Source organism: Sinorhizobium chiapasense (assembly GCF_045277575.1).
GTDB lineage: Bacteria > Pseudomonadota > Alphaproteobacteria > Rhizobiales > Rhizobiaceae > Ensifer > Ensifer chiapasense_A.
This window is the reverse complement of the sequence record NZ_CP144205.1, coordinates 708,372-731,948: the sequence shown is the minus strand read 5'-3', so window position 1 is coordinate 731,948 and position 23,577 is coordinate 708,372. Positions and strand designations below refer to the sequence as shown.

Below are 23,577 nucleotides of genomic sequence, written 5' to 3'. Positions count from 1 at the left end.
GGAACGATGCGCCTTGCAATCGTGCTCTGTGAAGGCTTCGCCGATTGGGAATGTGCGCTGTTGATGGCGGCGGCGCGCACCCATCTTGGCGTAGAAATCGACGTTGCCACCGCCGACGGTGCCCGCGTGACGTCGATGGGTGGCCTCGACGTCTCGGCGCATCTGTCGATCGACGCGCTCGATCCTGCGGGTTTCGACGGCTTGGTGATTTGCGGCGGATCGATCTGGGAGACAGATGAGGCTCCTGATCTCTCAGCGACGATCCGCGCTTTCGATCGCGACAAGCGCGTGGTTGCGGCCATTTGCGGCGGTGTCAACGCGCTCGCCGCAAGCGGTCTTCTCAACGGCGTCAACCACACCGGCAACAGCGGCGAAAGCCTTGCGGCGCTGCCCGGCTATCGCGGTGGGCCGCATTATCGCGATCAGTCGCAGGCGCTGCGCAGCGGCCATGTCGTCACCGCCGCAGGAACCGCACCGATCAGTTTTGCCGCCGAGATCCTGCGCGGCCTTGGCCTCGGCTCGCCGGAACTCGACGGCTTTCTGGCACTCTACGGACATGAGCATCTGGTGAACGAAAGCGCCAGCGTCGGCTGAGAACCGCCACTTGGGACGCAGGTCGGAGCGGCTGGACTGGTCATAGGGCACGGTTTCGTGTGGGCACATTCAGTCCCCTCCCCATTGTCCCGCAGCAACGCACGCCCCTCTCGACGCACAAAGATCACCGCAGCATCTTGAATTCCTGCATGCTTTGCCCTTCCTTCCGTGACGATCAAGGAAGCATGCAGAACGAGTTGAGTGCGTCCTACTGCGAAGATCTACTGCATGTCTCCTTAAGTCAGCCTCGATTTGAGGACGAAGACATGCAGCAAATCGAAGTGCTACAGCGACGTTTGATAAGACGCGTGGCGCTGTAGCGTCAGAGCGCCGGAACCGCCTTGAGATAGGCTGCAATCGCCTCCCGGTCGGCCGGCGTCAGTTTCGCCATGTTCTTCTGCACCTCGACCATGGAACCGCCGACGGAATCGAATTCCGGGGTGAACCCGGTTTCGAGATAGGAGGCGATATCAGAGGCGCTCCAGCCGCCGATGCTCTTGGAGCCGGGCGTGATGTTGGGGATGCGGCCTTTACCTCCCGCGTTCGGCGCACCGGCAAGCCACTGGTTAGGCTCGAAGCCGCCAATCGCATTTCGGGGCGTATGACATTCGCCGCAATGGCCCGGCCCCTCGACGAGATATTGGCCGCGCGTGAGTTTCGGATCGTTGCCGTCAACGCTGACGCGCGGCTTGTCGGTGAGGAACAGCAGCTTCCAGCCACCGAGCGCCATCCGCATATTGTAGGGGAACGGCAGTTCGTGCGGCGGCGCCACGTCGGCGCTCTTCGGCAGGGTTTTCATGTAGCCCCAGAGGTCGTTGACGTCCTTCGCCGTCATGCGCGCATAGGAGCCGTAGGGGAAGGACGGATAGAGATGCTCGCCATCGCGTCCCACCCCGCGGGTCATCGCGTTGCCGAAATCGGCAAGTGTCCACCCGCCGATGCCGGCGGTCTCATCAGGCGAGATGTTCGGTGCATGGAAGGTTCCGAACGGGCTCTTCAGCGGTGCGCCGCCGGAGAGAACGAGGCGAGCGTCGCCTTCGGCGCCCGGCTTGGCATGACAGCTCACGCAGCCGCCGGCCCAAAAGACCTGTTCGCCATTGGCGAGATCAGGCTCGCCAAGCCCCTCCCAATGAGAGGCACTCCACGGCGCCGGCTTCGTCAGCCACCAGAAGGCTGCCCCACCGACAACGCCCAACACCACAAGACCCGAAATCAGCTTTCTTGTGCGACGACCCATTGTCACCCCTCGTGCCTACTGCATGTCTCCTTAAATCGACCTCGATTTAAGGAGAATGCAGCAAATCAAAGTCCTACAGCGACCTTTGCGCGTCTGATAAGACGCGCGGCGCTGTAGCCGCAAGCGGACTGGTCCCAAAAACAGATCGAGGCACGCGACTCGAGGGCGCGTGCCTCTCTTGTCAACATGATGCGACGTCGCCGCCCATCAATCCTTCTTCAGGCGATAGCTCTCGTGACAGCTGCCACAGTCCTTGCCGATGCCGCCGAGGACAGTACCGACGGCCGCCTGGTCAGCGGGAAGCTGTGCCAGAACCGTCGCAGCATCGGTGCCGAGCTTGGCGGCCTTGGCTTTGAAGTCGTCCATGTTTTCCCAGATCTTCGGGCTCGCCTCGGTCTCGTGGCCCGTCTCGGAACCCGTCGGGAAATGCTCGGGGAAGGTCTTCATCGTTTCGCTGATCGTCGTCAGCGACGCCTTGACGACATCCGCGTCATAGGGCTTCTCGCCCTTGGCGATGCCGGCAAGTGCACCGGTTGCTGCCCCCACCTTCTTCATCGCCTGCTGGCGAACCACCTGCGGCTCGTCGGCTGCCGTCACGGCAGTAACACCCAGGCCCGCAAGAGCGGCTGCCAACATGAGTGCGCGTATTTTCATCAGGATCTCCCGGTCAAATCAAATCGGTTTGGCAAATCTGCCTGGCTGGCCTTCATGTCCAATGCGGCGGCATGATGTCATCTTGCGTATTCTGCGGAAGTAACATTTTTTTGATGTGCTTGTTACGACAACAGAATTTCGAATGGCCGCCTTGTTTTCCGGGCTTTCGGTCGATCACCGAATAAACATGACTTTTGTATTCATATTTATACTTCGACCGTCCGCATGATGAACGTCAATTCGCCCAGCCCTGCCAAATGGTGAAGACTGCGACCAGAATGAGCACGACGCCGGCGGCGCGACCGACCCACACCGTTGCGCCGGGGCTGCCGACCAGGAAATCGCGGCCGCGGCCGGCGGCGAGCGCCAGGCCGCCATATATCGCGAGTTGCGTCGTCGCGATCATTGCGGCCATGACCAGGGCCTGCGACCAGATTGGCCCAAACTGCGGTTTGAGAAACTGCGGATAGACCGCCTAGAGATAGGCCTTCGGGTTCATCAGGCTCGTCAGCGCACCCTGCCGGAAGCTCGCCCAGCGGGAGAGCCTCCCCGAGCCTTCTATCCCGCCGATGGTGATCGAACTCCTGACAAGCGAAAGACCGATCCAGGCGATATAGGCAGCACCCGCGACAAGCAGCACGTTGAAGAGCCCTAGCACGAGGTGGAGGATGACGCTGACGCCGAGCGCCGCATAGAGCGTGTGCAACACGCCGCCCGCCATGATGCCAGCCGTCGCCGACAGGCCGGAGGCCCGCCCACCCGTTAGCGAGTTGGCCAAAACAAAGACCATATCCATGCCCGGCACGATGATGATGCCGAAAAGCAAGGTGAAGAAGAGCCAGAGATTTTCCGTGTACGTCATGTCAGTTGTCCATCGCCCGATTTTTCACTTCCCTAGACGAATTGCTGTTTTTTCAACTCGTTGGCTGATGGTATAAATCCGGGCTACTGACAAGGTATTGTCAGGAGCGTTGATGACGGGAGCGGTTTTCGATGCGCAAGGCGGCACGGCTTTTCGAGATCATCCAGATCCTCAGACTTGCCCGAAAACCGGTAACTGGAGCGGCGATGGCCGCGACGCTGGAGGTGACGGTGCGCTCGATCTACCGTGATATCGCAGCACTCCAGGCGATGCGGGTGCCGATCGAGGGTGGCCGCGGCATCGGCTATATCCTCAGGCCCGGCTTCGACCTGCCGCCGCTGATGTTTTCGATCGAAGAAACGGAAGCGATTGCCGTGGCGCTGGCGCTGCTGTCGCGGACCGGCGACGAGGAACTGAAGGCGGCGGCCGTCAGGGTCAACCAGAAGATCACCGCCGCAGTGCCCGAGCCGCTCAGGCTCGCCTTCCGCTCGCAGGCGCTGCACGCCTGGGGAACGATTGCCCCCTCGCCCGCCGGCATCGATCTTGCCCTGGTGCGCCGGGCAATCCGCGACGAACAGAAGCTCGAACTCAACTATCGCGACGAGCTCGGCCGAGCGACGGAGAGAACGATCCAGCCGGTGGCGCTGATCTACTATTCCGAAACCGCCAACATCGTTGCCTGGTGTGAGCTGCGGAAGGCGATCCGCAATTTCCGGGCCGATCGCGTCGAACATTGCGAAGCGGCGGACGCCTATTTCCCGGGCGAGGGAAACCGCCTTCGGGAACTGTGGATCAGCGGCTGGCGTAGGCCGCCGGCAGCCTGACGCCTCACGCGACAGCAGGCCGCTGCAAACGAAGACCCGGCGCAAGCGCCGGGCCCAAACGTCATGCACTGAAGACGGACGGCTTACTTGGCAGCCGCTTCGTACATTTCGAGCACGTAGTCCCAGTTGATCAGGCTGTCGACGAAGGCTTCGAGGTACTTCGGACGGGCGTTGCGGTAGTCGATGTAATAGGAATGTTCCCAGACATCGACGCCGAGGATCGGCGAAGCACCGTGAACGAGCGGGTTCTCGCCGTTCGGGGTCTTGGAGATTTCAAGCTTGCCGTTCTTGACCGAAAGCCAGGCCCAGCCCGAGCCGAACTGACCGGTGCCGGCGGCGATGAAATCGGCGCGGAACTTGTCGTAGCCGCCGAGATCGGACTTGATGGCCGCCTCGAGCTTGGCCGGCAGGCTGGTGCCGCCGCCGCCCTTCTTCATCCACTTCCAGAAGTGGATGTGGTTGTAGTGCTGGCCGGCATTGTTGAACAGCGGCTGGTTGGTGCCGTAGGACTTCTTGACGATTTCCTCGAGCGACAGGTCGGAGAGGCCGGCTTCTTCAGCGAGCTTGTTGCCGTTGGTCACGTAGGCAAGGTGGTGCTTGTCATGGTGATATTCGAGCGTCTCGCGCGACATGTAGGGCGCCAGCGCATCGTAGTCATAGGGAAGGTTCGGCAATTCGAAGGCCATGTGGGCATCTCCTCTTGGCATGGGATTTCGTGAGGGAAATCTGTGAGCGGGAACATAGGCACCAGCCCCCATGGAGGCAACCGATGCAATGCCATTTTTTCCTCAACCCACGGAATATACTTTCAACATCATTTTGAAAGCATGACACTTTCGAGCACAATCGCGCCACGGTTTGCGTGCAGCCTTTCAACCGCCACAACCATGCAGAAGGACTGCCCATGCCATCGCGCCTGATCCACGCCCTCGCCCTTTCCGCTGCCGCGGCGCTGCTCGCGTCCAATGCCGCAGCCTCCTCCGGCGACGCGTGGGAGACCTTCCGGGCCGAAGTTTCGGAAAAATGCCTCGCCGCTGCCTCGTCGCTCGAAAAGGCAAGCGCGGTCGTCGATCCCTTTGGCTCGGAAAGCTTCGGCCTGGCGCTGATGATCGGCACGCCCAAAGGATCCGACACGGCCGTGACCCGGATCTGCGTCTTCGACAAGCAGAAGAAGACGGTCGAAGTCGGCGGCGAACTGGCACCCGATACGGTGATCATCAAGGCACCGGAAAAGGCCAAGTGAGCAACCGGCGCTGACACGCGACGATCACCACTCGCAGTCTGACGTTCGACCTGACGGATGAACTATTGGCAGGTCGAACGTCTTGCGCCGCCGCTATGCTCGGACACCGATTACAGCTTGAGCTCCAACCGACCAGTTGGTAGAGCTTTCGCCATGGTGAGCGAGACCTACGAAAAGATCCTGGAAGTCGCGGAACGCCTGATGGTGTCGAGGGGCTACAACGCATTCAGCTATGCCGACATTGCGCCCGAAGTGGGGGTCGGCAAAGCAACGATCCATCATCATTTTGCGACCAAGGCGGATCTGGCGGCGGCGGTGCTTGCGCGTTACCGCAAGAACAATCGCCGCCACGTCGAGGGGCTGCTGGCGGCCGTCGCCGATCCGGTGGCGCGGCTTGACGCCTATATCGGCTTTTGGGAGGACTGCATTCGCCGGCAGGATATGCCGTTCTGCATCGGCGCATTGCTCGCCTCCGAGATCCCGTCATTGCCGGAAATTGTCGTTCAGCAGGTGCGTAGCCATTTCGCCGATCTCGCCGGCTGGCTCCGCGCGGTGATCGACGACGGCGTCGCCAAAGGCGTGCTTAGGGCCGAGCATGGATCGGCAGTGGCGGCCGATTCCTTGATTGCCTCGGTCCACGGCGCCATGCTGGCCGCACGGGTCGCCGGCTCCGATCCAAGCGTGTTTTCCGTTATCGCCCGTCGCGCAATGAATCAGCTTCTGACCACCAGGACGATATGATCGACGGCTTCGCAGGCATTGTTTCGACATCACAAAGCCGCAACAATGGCGACGCAGACTCCGCGAGGGCTGTTCCCACGGTAACGCCAGAAAGCCCGCAGTTGGCATAAGTTGACTGCGAAGGACCCCGATGCGCCGGCATAAGCAAGCGCATCTCTTTTTTGAACCATTGCCCAACTAGTCGGTTGATAAGATTGGAAGGAGCAAGATCATGGCAAATCCGCTGTCCACCCTTGGCATCATACATACGGCAATCAGCCTGGCGCCCGTCGTCGCGGGGCTTTACGGCTTCGCCCGCCATGGCGCGATCGACCCCGCGACGCGCTCCGGCAAGATCTATCTCGCCACTCTCGTTCTCGCCGTGCTGACAACGGTGGGGCTGTCGAGCACCGGCGGCTTCAATGCAGGGCATGCGCTTGGCATCGTCACGCTGCTTGTGATCGCTGGAAGCCTTGCCGCTGCACGCGTCGACTTCTTCGGCCGCCTCAAACCCAATCTGACGACGCTCGGCCTCTCCTTCACCTACTTCCTGCTGATTGTGCCGGCGGTCGCCGAAACGCTGAAACGTCTGCCGGCCTCGCAGCCGCTCGCAAGTGGGCCGGAATCGCCGATCGTGCAAACGACGTTGCTCGTCTGGCTGCTGATCTTCCTGTCGGGTATTTCAGTCCAGGCCTATCTGATCCATAAGCGCGCCGCGGTCAGGGCGCGCGCTTCCCTCTCCCGCTGAAGGCGGGAAGCAAGCGACCGGCGTTCGGCCGCACCCCGAGTGTATACCGTCCGAGCGCGGCAGACCTCGCGCTCGGTGTCGGGACCTTCGGATTGTTTCAGACGTCGCGCGCCGCGTGCGCCCAATCCATGTAGAGATCGCGGGCCTTGGCGGCGACCGGGCCGGCTTGCAGGTCGCGGCTTTCGAGGCGTGTCACTGGCAGCACCTTGGAATAGTTGCCGGACGTGAAGATCTCGTCGGCCGCTTCGAAATCGGCCATGGTCAATGTTGCCTCGACCACGTCGAAACCAGCTTCACGCAGCAGCGTCATGACGCGGAATCGGGTGATGCCGGCGAGGAAGGTGCGGTTGGCGGCCGGCGTGAAGACGACGCCGTCCTTGACCAGGAAGACGTTGGAAGAGCCGGTCTCGGCGATGTTGCCGAGCATGTCGCGCACGAGCGCATTGTCGAAGCCGCGCGAACGGGCCTCGGTCAGGATGCGCGCATTGTTCGGGTAGAGGCAGCCGGCCTTGGCGTCGGTCGGCATCGATTCCAGCGTCGGCCGGCGGAAGGGCGAGAGCGTGAGCGACGAGCCGCCATGACCATTGCCCATCGGCGCTTCGAACAGGCAGAGCGCGAAACGGGTCGATTCCGGATCGATGGCGACGACGCCGGCGGCGCCGTGTTCGGCCCAGTACATCGGCTTGACGTAAAGCGCGGTCTTGCCATCGAAATTCTTGGCGCCTTCCCAGGTCAGCGCCTCGATCTCTTCGGCCGCCATGGTCGGCTTCAGGCCAAGTGCGGTCGCCGAGCGATTGACGCGCTGGCAATGCAAATCAAGGTCGGGCGCGACGCCGTCGAAGACGCGGGCGCCGTCGAAGACCGTCGAGCCCAGCCACATCGCGTGCGAGGTCGGGCCGATCAGCGGCGGGTTGCCCGAGAGCCATTCACCATCGACATAGGTCCAGGTCACTGAGCGGGGGGATGTATCGACGGCCATCGGCGTCTCCTTCACTTTCCTTGTTCCGTTCGTTCGGCATAGCCCAAAAAAGCAGCATCGGGGTGAATGGGTATATCAAAAAATGTCATAGCGGCCATTCTGGCACCGGGACGACGTCTCGCTTAGTCTCTTGCGCAAAGGAAGGGAAAGCCATGCGCATCAAGCATCTCGAAGAGGAAGACGTGGACCTCTTCCGCCGTATAAGGCTGGAAGCGCTCACCCGCGAGCCACAGGCCTTCGCTTCGACCGCGGCGGACTGGGAGCGGCTTTCGACGGCGGAATGGCAAGCGAGACTGACCGCCAACGCCGTCTTCGTCGCGCTCGACGGGGACGAGCCGCTCGGCATGATGGGCCTGATGCGGGAGCGCGCGAGCCGGCTGGCGCACCGGGCCACGATCATCATGGTCTATGTGCGCGACGAAGCACGCGGGTCCGGCGTAGCGCACCAACTTCTCGGGTATCTGACCGAGCATGCCCGTTCGGCCGGTATTCGGATGCTGGAGCTCGTCGCCCGCGCCGACAACGAGACCGCGATCCGCTTCTATGAGCGCGAAGGGTTCCGAGCAATCGGGCGCGTTCCGGGCGGGTTGCTCGACGGAGACGAAGAAGTCGACGAAATCCTGATGGCCCGCCACATCGATGGTCGCGCCGCATCTGTTCAGACATCGCAAGGAGTGCCCCGATGAAAGCCATGTATTACGACGCGTTCGAGAAGACGCCGGAAATCCGGACGCTTCCCGATCCGACTCCGACGGAAAATGGCGTGGTCATCAAGGTCGAGGCGACGGGGCTTTGCCGGTCCGACTGGCACGGGTGGATGGGCCATGACGCCGATATCCGGCTGCCGCACGTGCCGGGCCACGAGTTGGCGGACGTGGTCACCGCTGCCGGCCGCCGAGTGATGCGCTACAAGGTCGGCGACCGGGTCACCGTGCCCTTCGTTTCCGGCTGTGGCCGCTGCGGCGAGTGCCGCTCGGGCAACCAGCAGGTCTGCGAGGCGCAGTTCCAGCCGGGCTTCACCCATTGGGGTTCCTTCGCCGAATATGTCGCGCTCGACTTTGCCGACCAGAACCTCGTGCACCTGCCCGAAAGCATGGACTTCACCACGGCCGCGAGCCTCGGCTGCCGCTTCGCCACCTCATTCCGCGCCGTCGCCGACCAGGCCAAGGTCAAGGGCGGCGAATGGGTGGCCGTGCATGGCTGCGGCGGTGTCGGTCTTTCGGCGATTATGATCGCGGCCGCCCTCGGCGCCCAGCCGATCGCGATCGACATCGCCGAGGACAAGCTCGCCTTCGCCAAAGAAATCGGCGCCATCGCGACGATCAACGGCCGCGAGGTCGAGGACGTGGCGGCAGCCGTCAAGGACATCACCGGCGGCGGCGCGCACGTCTCCATCGACGCCCTCGGCAATCCAGTGACCTGCTTCAACTCGATCAAGAACCTGCGCCGGCGCGGGCGTCACGTCCAGGTCGGCCTGATGCTTGGCGACCAGGCGACGCCGCAGATCCCGATGGCGCAGGTAATCGGCCACGAGCTCGAGATCTACGGCAGCCACGGCATGCAGGCCTGGCGCTACGACGCCATGCTCGCGATGATCGCCGACGGCAAGCTGAAGCCGCAACAGTTGATCGGCCGGGAGATCTCGCTCGCCGAGGCGATCCCTGCGCTGACCGCCATGGATCGTGCGATCGACCTCGGCATCAGCGTCATCACGCGGTTTTAATGCGGACATGGACAGCCGGATCGGAGCGATCGACGAGCGAACGCCGAACACACCCATTTCGACTCACTTGCTGCCTGGGCTAAAGCTCGTTCCCGACAGGGGGCAAGGCAGATGACCATTGCGAGACGGCGAAGATTGATCAAGCGGCAGCGCACCGGCACGGCGCTGGCCATTGCTGCGACGATCTCATTCCTCGCCGGCATGACCGACGCAATCGGGCTCCTGAGCATCGGCGATTTCGTCTCCTTCATGAGCGGCAACACGACCCGGGCGGCGATCGCACTTGGTGAAGGCAATTTCACCGGTGCGCTGTTGCTCGTCGGCGCGCTCGGGGCGTTCATCATCGGTAACGCGCTTGGCGTGATCGTAGCCGCGCGCCTCGGCGTCGTCGGCGTTCTCTCGACGGTCAGTCTCGTGCTGATGCTTTGCGCCGGTTTCGGGCCCCTTATGGCGCGACCCTTCTATTTCTACGGCGTCGTGCTCTCCATGGGCCTGGTCAACGCGGCTGTCGAACATATCGAGGGGCTGCCGATCGGGCTTACCTATGTCACCGGGGCACTTTCCCGCTTTGGGCGGGGTCTCGGCCGCTGGCTGCTCGGCAACAAAAACCGTCAATGGTTCGTGCAGATCGTCCCGTGGCTCGGCATGTTCTCAGGCGCGGTTGCGGGCGCCGTGTTGCAGCACCACTTCGGCGCGGCCTCGCTCTGGGCGTCCTTTGCGCTCAGCACCGGGCTCGCGCTTGCCACCGTTCTCGTGCCGTCCCACTGGTCGCGGCGCTATATCCATTCGGGCTGATGCCCTGCCCTGCCGGCAGCTTTTCACCAGTTCCAAGATTTTGCCCTTAAGCCTCGACCGATTTCAGGGCAAAATCCGCTCGGAAGAATCACAGCGAGGTCCTGTCATGGCGCTTGCGGCAGCCGTTACCGGGGATGAACTCTACCATCCCGTTCTCAAGGCCAATCCGGCGCATCCGGCCGGCTGGCCGGTCCGGGCGATCGTCAGCTCGCAAACAGAAGCGCGGCACAACCGGGCGCTCTGGGCGCCGACGCATCTGATCTCGATCCGCGCCCCCGGCAGCCGGCTGCTCTCGATGATCGAGCTGCCGCCGGAGCGGCACCTGGAACTCTTTTTTGGCGACAGCACCGATCCGGACGAACCGGATGCAGCCCGTCGGGAGGCGATCGAGGCCGCCTTCGCCTTTGTCGACCGTCTGCCCGAAGACGCACATCTGCTCGTCCACTGCCTGAGGGGGATCGGCCGCGCGACCGCGCTCACCCTCGGCATCCTGGCGCGTTACATGCCGCCGGAAGACGCCGCCGCGGCGCTCCATGCGCTGCGGCCGGAGGCCAAGCCGAACCGGCATGTGGTCAACCTCTGCGACACGGCGCTCGGCCTCAAGGGCAAGCTCGCCAAGCAGGCGCTGCGCTTCCCGGCGAAAATCTGGAAGCCAGGCAAAAGCTGACGCGAGAATTCTGCAGCCGCCCTGCCAGATATTGTGCATTGCACAAAGATTTGACATGATCCCACGAAAGAACGGTGACAGTTGGCTGCCTGATCAGGCATGATGCTGTAAGCCTTTGTTTTCGGATGGGCTTTGACGGGCGATTCGATCTTGTCCCGCCAGTGCCGAAGACAAATGACGGGAGGAAAAGATGTCCCACGCGGCCTATGTGTTTGACGCCTACGGCACGCTTTTTGATGTGCATGCGGCTGTCAGGCGCCACGCTGAGGAAATCGGGCCGGACGGGCAGGCTTTCTCCGAACTCTGGCGCGCCAAACAGCTCGAATATTCCTGGGTGCGCTCGCTGATGGGCAGCTATCAGGATTTCTGGCAACTGACCGAACAATCGCTCGACTACGCCTTCGCACGGTTTCCCTCCGCCGACCCGAAGCTTCGCAAGCGGCTGCTCGACGCCTATTGGGCGCTCGACTGCTATCCGGAAGTGCCGGCGGTTCTGAAAGGGCTCAAGGAGCGCGGCGCGCGCATCGCCATCCTCTCCAACGGCTCGCCGGCCATGCTCGCCTCTGCGGTCCGCAACGCGGCGCTCGACATCATCATCGACGACGTCTTTTCCGTCGACGCGGTGAAGGCCTTCAAGACCGCGCCTGCCGTCTACGACATCGTCACAACCGGCTACCGGCTCTATCCGCATGCCGTCTCCTTCCAGTCGTCGAACCGCTGGGACATTGCCGGGGCGACGAAATTCGGCTTCCGCACCGTATGGATCAACCGCGCGGACATGCCGGACGAGTATCGTGATCACGGGCCGGCGCTGATCCTGCCCTCTCTCGAAAGCCTGCAATTCGGTATCTGAAGGATCCCCGATGGTCTGGTCGCCTGCGCTATATCTGAAGTTCGAAGACGAACGCACCCGGCCAGCCAGAGACCTTCTTGCCCAAGTGCCAGACCTGCCCGATGGCGTCGCCTTCGACCTCGGCTGCGGCCCGGGCAACTCCACCGAACTCATCCGCGACCGGTTTCCCGAGGCCACGCTTTCAGGCCTCGATAGCGACGAGAACATGCTCGTTGCGGCGGCCAAGCGGCTGCCCGGCATCACCTTCGAGAAGGCGGATCTCGCAAACTGGGTCCCACCTGCCGGCGCGGCGCTGTTTTACGGCAACGCTGTCTTCCAATGGCTTCCGAACCATCTAACTGTCTTCGAAAGACTGATGGCGGCACTCGCATCGGGCGGCACGCTTGCGGTCCAGATGCCGGACAATCTTGGAGAGCCGAGCCATTTGCTGATGGAGCAGACGGCTCGCAGCCCGGCTTTCACCGATGCCTTTGCCGGCAAGACCATCCGCCGCAATCCCATGCCGAGCCCCGCAACCTATGTCGAATGCCTGGCGCCACAGGCGGCCAGCATCGAGGTCTGGCACACAATCTACTATCACCGGCTCGCCAATGCCGAGGCGATCGTCGAATGGGTGAAAGGTACGGGCCTGCGCCCCTATCTCGACGCCGTGCCAGAAGACAAGCGCGACGCCTTCGTTGCCGACTACACGGACCGGATCCGCGCTGCCTATCCGGCGATGAGCGACGGCAAGGTCCTTCTGCGCTTCCCGAGACTTTTCATCGTCGCGGTGAAGGCGTAGCGCCGACCTGCGTTAAATACGTTCGACCAGAAATTCGATGAAGGCGCGGATACGGGCGGCGAGATGCTCATGGCCTGCATAGACGGCGTAGACCGTCTCGATCTCGCCCGATTGATAATCTTCAAGCAACGGTACGAGCGTTCCCGCTTCGAAGTCCGGCTCGACGTGGAAGCGGCCGATACGGCCGATGCCGATGCCGGCAAGGCAAAGCTGGCGGACGATCGAACCGCTCGAAACCTGCATGTTGCCGAAGACCGAGCGCAGTTCCGCGGCCGGCTGCCCGGGCATGCGGAACGCCCATTCGTCGACGCTGCGACGGAAATTGAAGCGGATGCAATTGTGGCCGTCGAGTTCATCCGGCGTTTGCGGTGTCCCGTGCCTTTCCAGATAGGCGGGCGATGCGATCACCACCGGGCGGCTTTCCATGAGCTTGCGTGCCTTCAGCGATGAATCACGCAAGGGACCGGTGCGGATCGCCACGTCTGCCCTCTCGCCGACCACGTCGATCATGCTGTCGGTCAAGGTCAGATCCAGCCGCACCTCCGGGTAGCGGGCGAGGAACTCCGGCGCGAGCGGCATGATGTAGCGCTCGCCGAAGCCGACGGCGGCATTCACACGCAAAAGCCCACGCGGTGTCATGCGGCCGCCGGCGGCGACGAGCTGTTCGGTCTCGACGATCTCGGTCAGAATTCGCTGCGCTCGCTGAAGGTAGACCTCTCCCTCCGGCGTCAGTTGCAAGGTCCTGGTCGAGCGCACGAGAAGGCGTGTGCCGAGCCGGTCCTCGATGCGCGTCACCAGTTTGCTGACTGCAGACGGCGACAGCTTCAGGCGTCGCGCCGCGGCCGAGAAGCTGCGGGTCTCCGACACGGCAACAAAGACCTCCATCTCACCCGCCCGATTGTCCATGGGTCGTCACCTTTGAAACGAATTCACAGTCCTTTGTCCGATTATGCTTATTATCTTGCGGAGTGCAAAGGCTCATATTCCGCTTCGATTTCATCAACAACCAACGCGCCCGGCCCCTCCCAGCCGGGTGGGAAAGGTCTCGTCGTGCCCATTGCTATCCTTGCGCTGACGATCGCGGCCTATGCGATCGGAACAACGGAATTCGTGATCGTCGGCCTACTTCCGACAGTCGCCACCGACCTCAATGTCACCCTGCCGCTCGCCGGCCTGATCGTCAGCGTCTATGCGCTCGGCGTCACCTTCGGCGCGCCGGTGCTGACGGCGCTGACTGGCCGGATCGAGCGCAAGCCGCTCCTGATCGGCCTCATGGCGCTGTTCATCGTCGGCAACGCCGCCGCCGCACTGTCCCCCAGCTATGAGCCCCTGCTCGTCGCGCGGGTCATTTCCGCCTTTGCCCATGGCGTGTTCTTCTCGGTCGGCTCGACCATCGCCGCCGACCTCGTCCCGGAGGATCGCCGCGCCTCGGCCATTGCCATGATGTTCATGGGCCTCACGGTCGCGATCGTCACCGGCGTGCCGCTCGGTACCTGGATCGGCCAGACCTTCGGCTGGCGCGCCACCTTCTGGGCAGTGACCGGTCTCGGCGTCATCGCGCTCACCGCGATCGTTGGCCTGCTGCCGAACACGCTCTCCAAGGCGCCGCCGGCCAAGCTCATCGACCAGTTGCGTGTGCTCGGTTCCGGCCGCCTGCTGATCGTCTTTGCCATGACCGCGCTCGGCTACGGCGGCACATTCGTCGCCTTCACCTTCCTCGCGCCGATCCTGCAGGACATCACCGGCTTCTCCGAAGGAGCCGTCAGCCTGATTCTCGTGCTCTATGGTGTTGCCATCGCCATCGGCAACATTGCCGGCGGCAAGATCGCCAATCGCGACCCGGTAAAGGCGCTTGTAGGCCTGTTCCTGGCCCAGGCGACTGTGCTCGTGCTCTTTACTTTCACCGCTCCCGCGCCGGCGCTGACGCTGGTGACGCTTGCCGCGCTCGGCTTCCTGTCCTTCGCCAACGTGCCGGGCCTGCAGCTCTACGTGGTGCAGCTTGCCAAGCAGTACCGTCCGGGTGCGGTCGATGTCGCCTCGGCGCTCAACATCGCAGCCTTCAACCTCGGCATTGCCGTCGGCGCCTGGCTCGGTGGCGTGGTCGTCGCCTCGCCGCTTGGTCTCGGCATGACACCGATCATCGGTGCCCTGCTCGTCGCGGCCGCCCTGATGCTTACGCTCTTGAGCGGCGTTCTTGATCGTCGAGCCGGCGCCGCCTACCAACCGGCTTGATCCGCCGCCCTCGAGGACCACCTATAGATCGTTCCTTTCTCGCCCGGCCATCCGGCCGGGCGCTCGCCAAGTGCAGCAGGTCAAGTACAAGGAGTTACCCACCATGCATTCCGTCAATTCAAACGGCGCCAACATTCCAGCGCTCGGCTTCGGCACCTTCCGCATGCCTGGCGCTGACGTGCTGCGGGTGCTGCCGGAAGCGCTCAAGCTCGGCTTCCACCACGTCGACACGGCGCAGATCTACGGCAACGAGGCCGAGGTCGGCGAAGCCATCCATAATTCCGGCGTGTCGCGCGCCGACATCTTCCTCACCACCAAGGTCTGGGTCGACAACTATGCGTATCGCGACTTCCTCGCCTCGGTCGACGAGAGCCTGAAGAAGCTGAGGACCGACCATGTCGACCTGCTGCTCTTGCACTGGCCGGGCGGCAGCGACGTACCGATGGCAGAGCGCATCGGCGCCCTCAACGACGTGCAGAAGGCCGGCAAGGTCCGCCACATCGGCGTCAGCAACTTCAACACGGCGCAGATGGAAGAAGCCGTGAAGCTCAGCGATGCGCCGATCGCCACCAACCAGGTCGAGTACCACCCCTATCTCGACCAGACCAAGGTGCTTCAGACTGCCCGAAAGCACGGCATGTCGATCACCGCCTATTACGCAATGGCCAACGGCAAGGTGCCGAGCGATTCCCTGCTCAACGAAATCGGCGCGCGCCACGGCAAGACGGCCGCGCAAGTGGCCCTGCGCTGGTTGGTGCAGCAGAAGGACGTGATCACGCTTTCGAAGACGGCGACGATCGATCGCCTGAAGGAGAATTTCGCGATCTTCGACTTCGCGCTCGGTGACGGCGAGATGGCGGAAATCCACGCCCTGGCCCGCCCGGATGGCCGCATCGTCAATCCGGACGGTCTCGCACCGGTCTGGGACAAGGCCGCCTGATCGACTCTCCTAGATTGGAGCGGGATGCGGGCGGAAAACCGCGCACACTTTTCCTATCCCGCTCTCTTGGATTGGAGCGGGATGCGGGCGGAAAACCGCGCACACTTTTCCTATCCCGCTCCGACCAATCCTGCCGCGCCGGCGTCGGTACGGGCTCGTGATCTTCGCCCTCGCCTTTGCGCTCGCTGGTCGCCGCTAGAGCGGAATGAGAAAAGGCGTATTCCGCTCGTATTCCGCTCCGACTAATGTGAACCGATCACGATCAATTGGCGTTGACCTGGCTCAAAATCATCATGATCCAGGGGCAGCACTCAGCCGGGCAAGCGCCTCCCCGAAAATGCGTGCGGCAGGCCCGAGCGGCTCGTCGATCCGGTGGGTGAGATAGCACTCGGCGCCGACCTGGCTGTTGCGGCCGAGGGCCGTCGTCGGCATGCGCACGAGCCGGCCTTCATCGAGATCCCGCTGCACCTGCCAGAGCGGTAGCCGGCCCCAGCCGAGACCGGCCCGGATCATCGCATATTTGGTATCCTGGCTGCTGACACGACAGGTCTGCGGCGACAGCACGCCGAAATCCCGCCCCGCCGTGCGCTGCGACGGATCCGACTGCACGATCTGCAGGTGGTCGGCGAGTTCGGCGTTTTCGAGTGCGCCGTCGCCGGCACTGAGCCCAAGAGGATGATGGGCAGCCACGACCGCAACGATTTGAACCGTCGAGAGCGCCTGGCGGGCGATCGCCGGATCGCGGAAATCCTCGCCAACCATGATACCGAGGGTGAAGCGGCGTTCGACGAGACCATCCAGCGGCCCGCCCAGTGGCGAAACCGCGAGCCTGATGGATACATTGGGGTAGCTCGTCCGCATCTCGTTCAGCGCCAATCCGACCGTCTCGATCGGGAAGAGCGTGTCGACGATCAACGAAAGCTCGAGCTCGATTCCCTCGCCAAGCCCGCGTGCCCGGGCCCGCATGGCGTCCACTCGCAGCAGGATGTCGCGGGCATTGGCAAGCAGCGCCTGCCCTTCCGGTGTCAGCGCCGGCCGATGGCCCGAGCGGTCAAACAGGGCGACGCCGAGTTCCGACTCGAGATTGGCGATGGCGTGGCTGACCGCCGACTGCACGCGTGAAAGCCTGGCGGCACCGGCACGGAAACTTCCGCTTTCGGCGACGGTAACGAAGGTCCGCATCTGGTCGAGGGTCAGGGCATCCAGCATGATCGATTCCAGAGATCAAGTTGATGAATTTTATGTCACTTCATCAGATCAAATAAAGCCACCATCTTTATCCGAACAGCAGCACCCCGAGGAAGGAAGCCGGATGGCCAGGATACTCGTACTCTACTACTCGTCTTACGGTCACATCGAGACCATGGCGAAGGCCGTCGCCGAGGGCGCGCGGGCGTCCGGTGCCACCGTCACGCTGAAGCGCGTGCCAGAAATCGTGCCGGAAGCCGTTGCTATCAAGGCGGGTTACAAGCGCAATCAGGACGCGCCGATCGCGACGGTCACGGAACTGCCGGACTATGACGCGATCATCATCGGCACGCCGACGCGCTTCGGCAACATGGCAGCGCAGATGAAGAACTTTCTCGATCAGGCGGGCGGCATCTGGGCGCGGGATGCCTTGGTCGGTCGTATCGGCAGCGTCTTCACCTCCACGGGCAGCCAGCATGGCGGCCAGGAATCGACGATCCTTGCCACCCATACCGTGCTTCTCCATCTCGGCATGGTGATTGCGGGCCTGCCCTACAGCTTCAAGGGTCAGATGCGCATGGACGAAATCACCGGCGGATCGCCCTATGGTGCCTCTACCCTTGCCGACGACGGCAACGGCGGCGACCGTCGGCCGAGCACCAACGAGCTGGAAGGCGCACGATTCCAGGGACGCCACGTCGCAGAACTGGCGGCAGCACTGGTCGCCGGGCGTGCGCGCGTGGCGGAGATCGCCTGATGACCACAGCCGCAATCTTCGTTCGCGAGAGAACCGATTGGGCGGGCGTGTTGACCGTCGTCGTGGCGGGCGTGGTCGCAGCGATGCAGGTCGGCAAGGGGCTGATTGCCGGCCCGCTGCTTCAGTCCGACCTCGGGCTCGACCTCTCCGCGCTCGGCTGGATCACCTCCGTCTTCGCCATCGTCGGCGTCGTCGGCGGCATGGTTGCCGGCGCGATCGTCGCGGCGGCGGGGGATCGGCGCCTGCTCGGCGTCGGGATGGCTATGTTGGTGCTCGGCTCCTTCGCCGGAGCGGCCAGCCACGCTTTCACGCTCCTCCTTCTGTCGCGCATCCTCGAAGGTTTCGGGTTCCTGCTCGTCGTCGTCGCCGGGCCTGCCATCCTCATGCGTCTCGTGAGCACCGATCGCAGTGATCTCGTCTTTTCGCTGTGGAGCTGCTTCATGCCCGCGGGAATGGCGGCCGCCATGCTGATCGGACCGTTCTTTGCCGATTGGCGGTCGATCTGGTGGAGCAATGGCTTGATCACACTCGCAAGCCTATTTTCCGTCTTCCTGGCTGTTTCGCCACCGCGAGAAACAGCCAGCACCGTCGCCAGCTTCCGGAATGATGTGACCGAAACGCTGGCAAGCCGCGGCCCGGTGCTGCTCTTCGTGCTGTTTTCCCTCTTCAGCCTGATGAGCTTCACGCTTTCCAGTTTCCTGCCGATCCTGCTCGTCGAGCGCTTGAACGTCTCGCTTGCAACCGTTGGCGTCATCAGCGCCGTCATCACCCTGGTGAATGTCATCGGCAATCTCGCTGCTGGTCATCTGCTGTCGCGCGGCTTCGCCCGCGGACGGCTGATCGCCACCGCTGCGGTGCTGATGGGCGCATCCGGTCTGTGGATCTTTCTGGGTCAGTCCGGCGACGTTCTGATCGTTGGCCTCTGCGTTCTGTTTTCGGCGATCGGCGGCCTGATTCCCGCCACGCTGATTTCATCGGTGCCGATCCTTTCGCCTCGCCCGGCGCTTGCGCCGATGGCGATGGGGCTGCTGATGCAGGGCAGCAATCTCGGACAGCTTGTCGGCCCTGTCGCGGTCGGAACGGCGATTGAACTTTACGGCTGGGCCTCGGGTGCAGCCTTCATCGGTGTCGGTGCCCTTTTCTGCATTCTTCTCTCCTCCACGCTCGAACGAACTCTGCAGAGCAAGGCACAGCGGAAATGATGATTGGCACCCGTTGAGACATCATCCATCACACAGAAAACCCACCGGCCGGAACCGGTGGGTTGGCATTTCAGACGGATTGTCCGCGGATCAGACGAACTGGCTGAGGCCCGGAACCGAGGCGACGACTTCGTCGACCACGTCGTCGCCAGCCTTTTCCTTGGCGAAGGCAATGGTTTCCTTGGCGAGCGAGGTGATTTCGCCCATGCCGAGGCCCTGGCTCATCAGCTGCTGGCCGAGCGCCATGACGCCGCCGCCGCCGATCGCCGACATCAGGCCACCAAGCAGGCCGCCGCCACCAGAACCTTCGCCGTTGTACTGGGCGATCAGCTCGGATGCGCCCGGGATCGCTTCGATCATCCTGGCGACCGGGCCGTCGGCGGCTTCGCGCTGCAGAAAACCGAGGATCATGCCGACAGCCTTTTCGGCCGTTGCGGGCTCAATGCCAACGTTTTCCGCGACGCGCGTGACCAGTTCATTCATGGACTTAACTCCCTCATTGAGTTTTTGACGTTGACGTCAAGGTAAATGATCGCTTCGAAAATAACAAGCGGCGACGGCTGCCGGCGCCGAACAACTCACGGCTTTCGGCCCGCATCTGCAGGCCTCCTTCAATGGCACCCGGCCCGCGAAAAGCCGATGGTTTCACGGCGCCGCAGGCTTGGCAAGGCGTCGAGCCGGGCACCGTCCACCCATCCGCTTTCCCGCTCCCCGGACGGGAACAGTCCAGTTGCCGGGCGTGACTGCACCACCTATAACAGGAGCGAGCCACATAGCGATGACGGGCCTTTGCTAAAACCGCGAACCGCCCGCTTTCATTGACGAAACGGAGATGAAGCCCACATGTTGGAAGAAGGCAAGCTCTTTATCGGCACCAGCCGCAAGCCTGATGATTCGATCAACAAGGGCGAGTATCTGGAACTCAAATTCGGCAACCGCCACGGCCTGATCACCGGCGCCACCGGCACCGGCAAGACAATTACCTTGCAGATCCTCGCCGAAGGCTTTTCCAACGCCGGCGTCCCGGTCTTCTGCGCCGACGTCAAGGGCGATCTCTCCGGCATCGGCGCCATCGGCGAACCCAAGGACTTCATCCTGAAGCGCGCCGAACAGATCGGCCTGCCGACGAACCCTTACGAGTTCCAGGAATTTCCCGTCATCTTCTGGGACCTCTATGGCGAGAAGGGTCACCGGGTCCGCACCACCATGTCGGAGATGGGACCGCTGCTGCTGTCGCGGCTGATGAATGCGACCGACGCGCAGGAAGGCGTGCTCAACATCGCCTTCAAGATCGCCGACCAGGGCGGCCTGCCGCTGCTCGATCTCAAGGACCTGCAGGCGCTGCTCAACTACATGGGCGACAATGCCAGTGCGCTTTCCAACCAGTTCGGCTTCATCTCCAAGGCCTCGGTCGGCTCGATCCAGCGCGAGCTTCTGATCCTCGAGCAGCAGGGCGCCGAGCATTTCTTCGGCGAGCCGGCGCTGAAGATCACCGACATCATGCGCACGACCAATGACGGACGTGGCGCGATCTCGGTGCTGGCGGCCGACAAGCTGATGATGAACCCGCGGCTTTACGCGACCTTCCTGCTCTGGCTGCTTTCGGAACTCTTCGAGGAGCTGCCGGAAGTGGGCGACCCGGACAAGCCGAAGCTGGTCTTCTTCTTCGACGAGGCGCATCTGCTCTTCAACGACGCGCCGAAGGCGCTGATCGAACGCGTCGAACAGGTCGTGCGCCTGATCCGCTCCAAGGGCGTCGGCGTCTACTTCGTCACCCAGAACCCGCTCGACGTGCCGGATACCGTTCTCGGCCAGCTTGGCAACCGCGTCCAGCATGCATTGCGCGCCTATACGCCGCGCGACCAGAAGGCGGTGAAGACGGCCGCCGACACCTTCCGTCCGAACCCGGACTTCGACTGCGCCACCGTCATCACCAATCTCGGCACCGGCGAGGCGCTGGTCTCGACACTCGAAGGCAAGGGCGCACCGTCGATGGTCGAGCGCACGCTCGTGCGTCCGCCACAGTCGCGCGTCGGTCCGCTGACCGAGGCCGAGCGGCAGAAGGTGATGGACGTCAGCCCCGTCCGTGGCCTCTACGATGAAGACTTCGACCGCGAGTCGGCCTACGAGATCCTGGCGGCACGCGCCAAGAAGGCAGCCGACGCGCAGGCAGAGGCGCAGGAACAGGCCGAGCAGCAGACGACTGAAGCCAATACCGGCGGCAGCCGCTGGACGCTGCCGGGCTTCGGCGACGACGAGCCGGAAGCGGCCGGCAAGCAGGCGCGTCCGCGCAGCTCCGGCTACCAGCGCGAGACAGTCGTCGAAGCCGCGATGAAATCGGTCGCCCGCACCGTCGCCACCCAGGTCGGCCGCGCCCTGGTGCGCGGCATCCTCGGCAGCCTCAGCCGGCGTTGACCAAGACCGTGAGGGCAAGGGCACCTCGACGACGCTGAGGCGCGGCGGCCGCCGCCTCGTGCGGCGGCTGGATGGAGCATCACGCCCCTCAGGACACAAAGCCCGGCGGAAGAACCCGCCGGGCTTTTGGATTCCGATTGGAATTGAAAAATCAGGCAACCGTCAGCTTGACGTCGATATTGCCCTTGGTCGCGTGGCTATAGGGGCAAACGATATGCGCCTTCTGGACGAGGTCTTCGAGAACCGCCTTGTCAACGCCAGGCGACGAGATCTCAAGCGCGGCATCGATGCCGAAGCCGGTGCCATCGTCGCGCGGGCCGATACCAACGGTTCCCGTCACCTTCGTGTCTTCCGGAAGCTTTACCTTCTCCTTGCCGGCAACGAACTTCAGCGCGCCGAGGAAGCAGGCCGAGTATCCGGCGGCAAAAAGCTGTTCCGGGTTGGTGCCGCGGGCGCCGTCGCCGCCGAGTTCCTTCGGCACAGTGAGGGTGACATCCAGAACGCCATCGGCGCTCTTGGCCTGGCCAGCACGGCCACCGGTTGCGGATGCAGTGGTGCGATAGAGAATGGGCATTGGCGGGTCTCCTTTTGCGTTTCCGAGTGGATGCGAATTAGATATCGCAAAATTCAATTGCGCGCAAATTAATTTTGCAAATTGCATTTTTGGCGTGTTTTTGCGAAAATGCGACGATGACAGACAAGTCGACACATAACGACACCATCCCCGAGGAAGCGCTGGCGCTCGGCCAGCAACTCTGCTTCGCCGTCTATTCGGCGGCGCATGCCTTCAACCGCGCCTACAAGCCGCTGCTCGACCGTTTCGGCCTTACCTATCCACAATATCTCGTGCTGCTCGCGCTGTGGCAACAGGACGAGATGACGGTGAAGCGCATCGGCGAGGAAATCGGGCTCGATTCCGGAACACTGTCTCCACTTCTCAAACGCCTGGAGACGGCCGGTTATGTCGCGCGCCAGCGCGATCCGGCTGACGAACGGCAGGTGATCGTCCGCCTCACGGAAAAAGGCCGCGACCTCAAGAGCGAGGCCTTCGGCATTCTCATGGATATCGGCAGGGCTTCAGGCTGCAGCCTGGAGGAAGCGGGCGAGATCCGGGAAACGCTGCATCAATTGACGCGGCAGCTCAATTCCGGTCACGGGGCGGACTGACAGCAGCGGAAAATAGCGGACGTCATCCACCGCATGAGCGGTGGGACACAGTGAGCGACGCCGCCCGCGGTTCTCAGATGACGAGGATCGGCGCCTTGCCGCGCACGCGATCGTAAAGATCCATGACATCCTGGTTGAGCATGCGCACGCAGCCGGACGAAACGGCCTTGCCGATCGACTTCCATTCCGGCGTTCCGTGGACGCGATAAAGCGTGTCCTGACCATTCTGGAAGATGTAGAGCGCCCGCGAACCCAAGGGGTTGTTGAGACCCGGCGCCATGCCGCCGTTCTTGGCCGAATAGGGTTTCAGCTGCGGCTGGCGGGCGACCATGCTGTCCGGCGGGGTCCAGCGCGGCCACTTCTGCTTCCACTGGATGACGCCGCGGCCCGACCAGGCGAATCCCTCGCGACCGAGGCCGACGCCATAACGCAAGGCCCTGCCCCCCGGCTGGATCAGATAGAGGTAGCGGTCGCCGGTATCGACGACGATCGTTCCCGGCTGCTCGCCGAAGGGATCGCTGACCTCCTGGCGATAGAAACGCGCGTCGATCTGGCGGAAGGGAATGGCCGGCACCTGGTATCCGCCGTCGTTCACGGAGGCATAGATGTCCTCGACGTAGAGGTCCTGCGGCGGAAGGCCGGTCGGCAGCGGCCCCGGACCATCCTGCCTCTCATAAATGCCCTCGGCGCGCGGATCGGTAAAGCGTCCCTCGAGCGCGGGATTGCGGAACACCGGCGCCGTTTCATAGCGGAAGACATCCGTGTTCATCGAGGAGGTGCAGCCTGCAAGACCGGCGGAGGCAAGCGCCAATCCGGACGAGCGGAGAAACTGACGACGGGAGAAGAGGACTGAAGAGGACATCGAACTCTGGAGGGCTTGAGTGCGGCCTGAGGAGTGCTGCATGAAATTGCTTAACGAAATACTACGCACAGCCCCTCGAAATGGGGCGATGCTTGCATTTGCGGCTGGACCGAAGCTTGCGTCGCGGGGTGAAA

The 23,577-nt window shown here is 63.0% G+C and carries 26 protein-coding genes and 1 pseudogene; 17 read left to right on the top strand and 10 right to left on the bottom strand.

The window, feature by feature from the left end; translation table 11 throughout:
• Nucleotides 1-6: 6 nt before the first annotated feature.
• A complete protein-coding gene (locus tag QM996_RS03535) occupies nt 7-594 on the top strand; it encodes a type 1 glutamine amidotransferase family protein (RefSeq protein ID WP_500269322.1) in 588 nt (195 codons plus the stop codon).
• A 322-nt stretch (nt 595-916) separates the two neighbouring features.
• On the opposite strand, the gene QM996_RS03530 is transcribed toward QM996_RS03535, so the two are convergent.
• The 3 genes and pseudogenes from QM996_RS03530 to QM996_RS03520 all read right to left on the bottom strand — a co-directional run bounded on the left by QM996_RS03530 (nt 917) and on the right by QM996_RS03520 (nt 3,347).
• Nucleotides 917-1,831, bottom strand: coding sequence for a c-type cytochrome (locus QM996_RS03530; RefSeq protein WP_500269321.1), 915 nt, complete (start codon nt 1,829-1,831; stop codon nt 917-919).
• 207 nt (nt 1,832-2,038) lie between these two features.
• A complete protein-coding gene (locus QM996_RS03525) occupies nt 2,039-2,485 on the bottom strand; it encodes a c-type cytochrome (protein ID WP_500269320.1) in 447 nt (148 codons plus the stop codon).
• A 235-nt stretch (nt 2,486-2,720) separates the two neighbouring features.
• Nucleotides 2,721-3,347 (bottom strand): annotated as a pseudogene (locus tag QM996_RS03520) (LysE family translocator).
• A gap of 131 nt (nt 3,348-3,478) precedes the next feature.
• Between QM996_RS03520 and QM996_RS03515 the strand changes: the two are divergent.
• Nucleotides 3,479-4,171: a helix-turn-helix transcriptional regulator gene (locus QM996_RS03515; protein WP_500269319.1), complete on the top strand. Its 693-nt coding sequence runs from the start codon at nt 3,479-3,481 to the stop codon at nt 4,169-4,171.
• Nucleotides 4,172-4,254: 83 nt separating this feature from the next.
• On the opposite strand, the gene QM996_RS03510 is transcribed toward QM996_RS03515, so the two are convergent.
• Nucleotides 4,255-4,857, bottom strand: coding sequence for a superoxide dismutase (locus tag QM996_RS03510; protein ID WP_173515913.1), 603 nt, complete (start codon nt 4,855-4,857; stop codon nt 4,255-4,257).
• Between the two features lie 218 nt (nt 4,858-5,075).
• Between QM996_RS03510 and QM996_RS03505 the strand changes: the two genes are divergently transcribed.
• The 3 genes from QM996_RS03505 to QM996_RS03495 all read left to right on the top strand — a co-directional run bounded on the left by QM996_RS03505 (nt 5,076) and on the right by QM996_RS03495 (nt 6,882).
• Nucleotides 5,076-5,414 (top strand): hypothetical protein, encoded by a 339-nt coding sequence (locus QM996_RS03505; RefSeq protein ID WP_500269318.1) that lies wholly within the window; start codon nt 5,076-5,078, stop codon nt 5,412-5,414.
• Between the two features lie 153 nt (nt 5,415-5,567).
• Nucleotides 5,568-6,155: a TetR/AcrR family transcriptional regulator gene (locus QM996_RS03500; protein ID WP_500269317.1), complete on the top strand. Its 588-nt coding sequence runs from the start codon at nt 5,568-5,570 to the stop codon at nt 6,153-6,155.
• Between the two features lie 211 nt (nt 6,156-6,366).
• Nucleotides 6,367-6,882, top strand: coding sequence for a hypothetical protein (locus QM996_RS03495; RefSeq protein WP_500269316.1), 516 nt, complete (start codon nt 6,367-6,369; stop codon nt 6,880-6,882).
• Nucleotides 6,883-6,979: 97 nt separating this feature from the next.
• Here QM996_RS03495 and QM996_RS03490 read toward each other — a convergent pair whose 3' ends face one another.
• A complete protein-coding gene (locus tag QM996_RS03490) occupies nt 6,980-7,861 on the bottom strand; it encodes a branched-chain amino acid aminotransferase (protein WP_500269315.1) in 882 nt (293 codons plus the stop codon).
• 152 nt (nt 7,862-8,013) lie between these two features.
• Between QM996_RS03490 and QM996_RS03485 the strand changes: the two genes are divergently transcribed.
• From QM996_RS03485 to tam, 6 genes are all read left to right on the top strand, one after another.
• Nucleotides 8,014-8,547, top strand: coding sequence for a GNAT family N-acetyltransferase (locus tag QM996_RS03485; RefSeq protein ID WP_500269314.1), 534 nt, complete (start codon nt 8,014-8,016; stop codon nt 8,545-8,547).
• Nucleotides 8,544-9,584 (top strand): zinc-dependent alcohol dehydrogenase family protein, encoded by a 1,041-nt coding sequence (locus tag QM996_RS03480; RefSeq protein WP_500269313.1) that lies wholly within the window; start codon nt 8,544-8,546, stop codon nt 9,582-9,584. The genes QM996_RS03485 and QM996_RS03480 overlap by 4 nt, the downstream gene beginning before the upstream one ends.
• A 111-nt stretch (nt 9,585-9,695) precedes the next feature.
• Nucleotides 9,696-10,379, top strand: coding sequence for a YoaK family protein (locus QM996_RS03475; RefSeq protein WP_500269312.1), 684 nt, complete (start codon nt 9,696-9,698; stop codon nt 10,377-10,379).
• Between the two features lie 106 nt (nt 10,380-10,485).
• Nucleotides 10,486-11,046, top strand: a complete 561-nt coding sequence (locus QM996_RS03470) for a phosphatase (protein ID WP_500269311.1) — start codon at nt 10,486-10,488, stop codon at nt 11,044-11,046.
• A 190-nt stretch (nt 11,047-11,236) separates the two neighbouring features.
• The gene (locus QM996_RS03465; RefSeq protein ID WP_173515905.1) at nt 11,237-11,899 is read left to right on the top strand and encodes a haloacid dehalogenase type II; all 663 of its coding nucleotides are present in this window, start codon (nt 11,237-11,239) and stop codon (nt 11,897-11,899) included.
• A gap of 10 nt (nt 11,900-11,909) precedes the next feature.
• On the top strand, nt 11,910-12,680 hold the full coding sequence (gene tam / locus QM996_RS03460) for a trans-aconitate 2-methyltransferase (RefSeq protein ID WP_500269310.1): 771 nt from the start codon (nt 11,910-11,912) through the stop codon (nt 12,678-12,680).
• Nucleotides 12,681-12,692: 12 nt separating this feature from the next.
• Here the strand turns inward: tam and QM996_RS03455 are convergent, their stop codons facing one another.
• Entirely contained in the window at nt 12,693-13,586 is an 894-nt protein-coding gene (locus tag QM996_RS03455) for a LysR family transcriptional regulator (RefSeq protein ID WP_500269309.1), read from the bottom strand.
• Between the two features lie 144 nt (nt 13,587-13,730).
• On the opposite strand from QM996_RS03455, the gene QM996_RS03450 reads away from it, so the two are divergent.
• Nucleotides 13,731-14,912 carry an MFS transporter gene (locus QM996_RS03450; protein ID WP_500269308.1) on the top strand — a complete coding sequence of 394 codons (1,182 nt, stop codon included), beginning with the start codon at nt 13,731-13,733 and terminating at the stop codon, nt 14,910-14,912.
• Between the two features lie 103 nt (nt 14,913-15,015).
• Nucleotides 15,016-15,852 (top strand): aldo/keto reductase, encoded by an 837-nt coding sequence (locus QM996_RS03445; protein ID WP_500269307.1) that lies wholly within the window; start codon nt 15,016-15,018, stop codon nt 15,850-15,852.
• A 291-nt stretch (nt 15,853-16,143) separates the two neighbouring features.
• Here QM996_RS03445 and QM996_RS03440 read toward each other — a convergent pair whose 3' ends face one another.
• Complete coding sequence (locus QM996_RS03440) at nt 16,144-17,061, bottom strand: LysR family transcriptional regulator (RefSeq protein WP_500269306.1); 918 nt, start codon at nt 17,059-17,061, stop codon at nt 16,144-16,146.
• Between the two features lie 103 nt (nt 17,062-17,164).
• On the opposite strand from QM996_RS03440, the gene wrbA reads away from it, so the two are divergent.
• Nucleotides 17,165-17,797, top strand: coding sequence for an NAD(P)H:quinone oxidoreductase (gene wrbA, locus QM996_RS03435; protein ID WP_500269305.1), 633 nt, complete (start codon nt 17,165-17,167; stop codon nt 17,795-17,797).
• A complete protein-coding gene (locus QM996_RS03430) occupies nt 17,797-18,999 on the top strand; it encodes an MFS transporter (RefSeq protein WP_500269304.1) in 1,203 nt (400 codons plus the stop codon). Before wrbA ends, QM996_RS03430 begins: the two co-directional genes overlap by 1 nt.
• Before the next feature lie 90 nt (nt 19,000-19,089).
• On the opposite strand, the gene QM996_RS03425 is transcribed toward QM996_RS03430, so the two are convergent.
• The gene (locus QM996_RS03425; RefSeq protein WP_500269303.1) at nt 19,090-19,482 is read right to left on the bottom strand and encodes a hypothetical protein; all 393 of its coding nucleotides are present in this window, start codon (nt 19,480-19,482) and stop codon (nt 19,090-19,092) included.
• Nucleotides 19,483-19,842: 360 nt separating this feature from the next.
• Between QM996_RS03425 and QM996_RS03420 the strand changes: the two genes are divergently transcribed.
• Nucleotides 19,843-21,414: a helicase HerA-like C-terminal domain-containing protein gene (locus QM996_RS03420; RefSeq protein ID WP_500269302.1), complete on the top strand. Its 1,572-nt coding sequence runs from the start codon at nt 19,843-19,845 to the stop codon at nt 21,412-21,414.
• A gap of 151 nt (nt 21,415-21,565) precedes the next feature.
• Here QM996_RS03420 and QM996_RS03415 read toward each other — a convergent pair whose 3' ends face one another.
• A complete protein-coding gene (locus QM996_RS03415; protein WP_173515898.1) occupies nt 21,566-21,988 on the bottom strand; it encodes an organic hydroperoxide resistance protein in 423 nt (140 codons plus the stop codon).
• A 116-nt stretch (nt 21,989-22,104) separates the two neighbouring features.
• Here QM996_RS03415 and QM996_RS03410 point away from each other — a divergent pair, with 116 nt between their 5' ends.
• Nucleotides 22,105-22,581, top strand: a complete 477-nt coding sequence (locus QM996_RS03410) for a MarR family winged helix-turn-helix transcriptional regulator (RefSeq protein WP_500269301.1) — start codon at nt 22,105-22,107, stop codon at nt 22,579-22,581.
• A 73-nt stretch (nt 22,582-22,654) separates the two neighbouring features.
• Here the strand turns inward: QM996_RS03410 and QM996_RS03405 are convergent, their stop codons facing one another.
• Complete coding sequence (locus QM996_RS03405; protein WP_173515896.1) at nt 22,655-23,443, bottom strand: L,D-transpeptidase family protein; 789 nt, start codon at nt 23,441-23,443, stop codon at nt 22,655-22,657.
• Nucleotides 23,444-23,577: the final 134 nt, after the last annotated feature.

Bases quoted from the DNA above. Each gene is read 5' to 3' on its own strand.
- QM996_RS03440 (WP_500269306.1), bottom strand. From the start codon at position 17,061: ATGCTGGATGCCCTGACCCTCGACCAGATGCGGACCTTCGTTACCGTC.
- QM996_RS03495 (WP_500269316.1), top strand. From the start codon at position 6,367: ATGGCAAATCCGCTGTCCACCCTTGGCATCATACATACGGCAATCAGC.
- QM996_RS03525 (WP_500269320.1), bottom strand. From the start codon at position 2,485: ATGAAAATACGCGCACTCATGTTGGCAGCCGCTCTTGCGGGCCTGGGT.
- QM996_RS03410 (WP_500269301.1), top strand. From the start codon at position 22,105: ATGACAGACAAGTCGACACATAACGACACCATCCCCGAGGAAGCGCTG.
- QM996_RS03445 (WP_500269307.1), top strand. From the start codon at position 15,016: ATGCATTCCGTCAATTCAAACGGCGCCAACATTCCAGCGCTCGGCTTC.
- QM996_RS03515 (WP_500269319.1), top strand. From the start codon at position 3,479: ATGCGCAAGGCGGCACGGCTTTTCGAGATCATCCAGATCCTCAGACTT.
- QM996_RS03415 (WP_173515898.1), bottom strand. From the start codon at position 21,988: ATGCCCATTCTCTATCGCACCACTGCATCCGCAACCGGTGGCCGTGCT.
- QM996_RS03505 (WP_500269318.1), top strand. From the start codon at position 5,076: ATGCCATCGCGCCTGATCCACGCCCTCGCCCTTTCCGCTGCCGCGGCG.
- QM996_RS03485 (WP_500269314.1), top strand. From the start codon at position 8,014: ATGCGCATCAAGCATCTCGAAGAGGAAGACGTGGACCTCTTCCGCCGT.
- QM996_RS03470 (WP_500269311.1), top strand. From the start codon at position 10,486: ATGGCGCTTGCGGCAGCCGTTACCGGGGATGAACTCTACCATCCCGTT.
- QM996_RS03405 (WP_173515896.1), bottom strand. From the start codon at position 23,443: ATGTCCTCTTCAGTCCTCTTCTCCCGTCGTCAGTTTCTCCGCTCGTCC.
- QM996_RS03430 (WP_500269304.1), top strand. From the start codon at position 17,797: ATGACCACAGCCGCAATCTTCGTTCGCGAGAGAACCGATTGGGCGGGC.
- QM996_RS03535 (WP_500269322.1), top strand. From the start codon at position 7: ATGCGCCTTGCAATCGTGCTCTGTGAAGGCTTCGCCGATTGGGAATGT.
- QM996_RS03500 (WP_500269317.1), top strand. From the start codon at position 5,568: ATGGTGAGCGAGACCTACGAAAAGATCCTGGAAGTCGCGGAACGCCTG.
- QM996_RS03475 (WP_500269312.1), top strand. From the start codon at position 9,696: ATGACCATTGCGAGACGGCGAAGATTGATCAAGCGGCAGCGCACCGGC.
- tam (WP_500269310.1), top strand. From the start codon at position 11,910: ATGGTCTGGTCGCCTGCGCTATATCTGAAGTTCGAAGACGAACGCACC.
- QM996_RS03490 (WP_500269315.1), bottom strand. From the start codon at position 7,861: ATGGCCGTCGATACATCCCCCCGCTCAGTGACCTGGACCTATGTCGAT.
- QM996_RS03420 (WP_500269302.1), top strand. From the start codon at position 19,843: ATGTTGGAAGAAGGCAAGCTCTTTATCGGCACCAGCCGCAAGCCTGAT.
- QM996_RS03425 (WP_500269303.1), bottom strand. From the start codon at position 19,482: ATGAATGAACTGGTCACGCGCGTCGCGGAAAACGTTGGCATTGAGCCC.
- QM996_RS03530 (WP_500269321.1), bottom strand. From the start codon at position 1,831: ATGGGTCGTCGCACAAGAAAGCTGATTTCGGGTCTTGTGGTGTTGGGC.
- QM996_RS03455 (WP_500269309.1), bottom strand. From the start codon at position 13,586: ATGGACAATCGGGCGGGTGAGATGGAGGTCTTTGTTGCCGTGTCGGAG.
- QM996_RS03480 (WP_500269313.1), top strand. From the start codon at position 8,544: ATGAAAGCCATGTATTACGACGCGTTCGAGAAGACGCCGGAAATCCGG.
- wrbA (WP_500269305.1), top strand. From the start codon at position 17,165: ATGGCCAGGATACTCGTACTCTACTACTCGTCTTACGGTCACATCGAG.
- QM996_RS03510 (WP_173515913.1), bottom strand. From the start codon at position 4,857: ATGGCCTTCGAATTGCCGAACCTTCCCTATGACTACGATGCGCTGGCG.
- QM996_RS03465 (WP_173515905.1), top strand. From the start codon at position 11,237: ATGTCCCACGCGGCCTATGTGTTTGACGCCTACGGCACGCTTTTTGAT.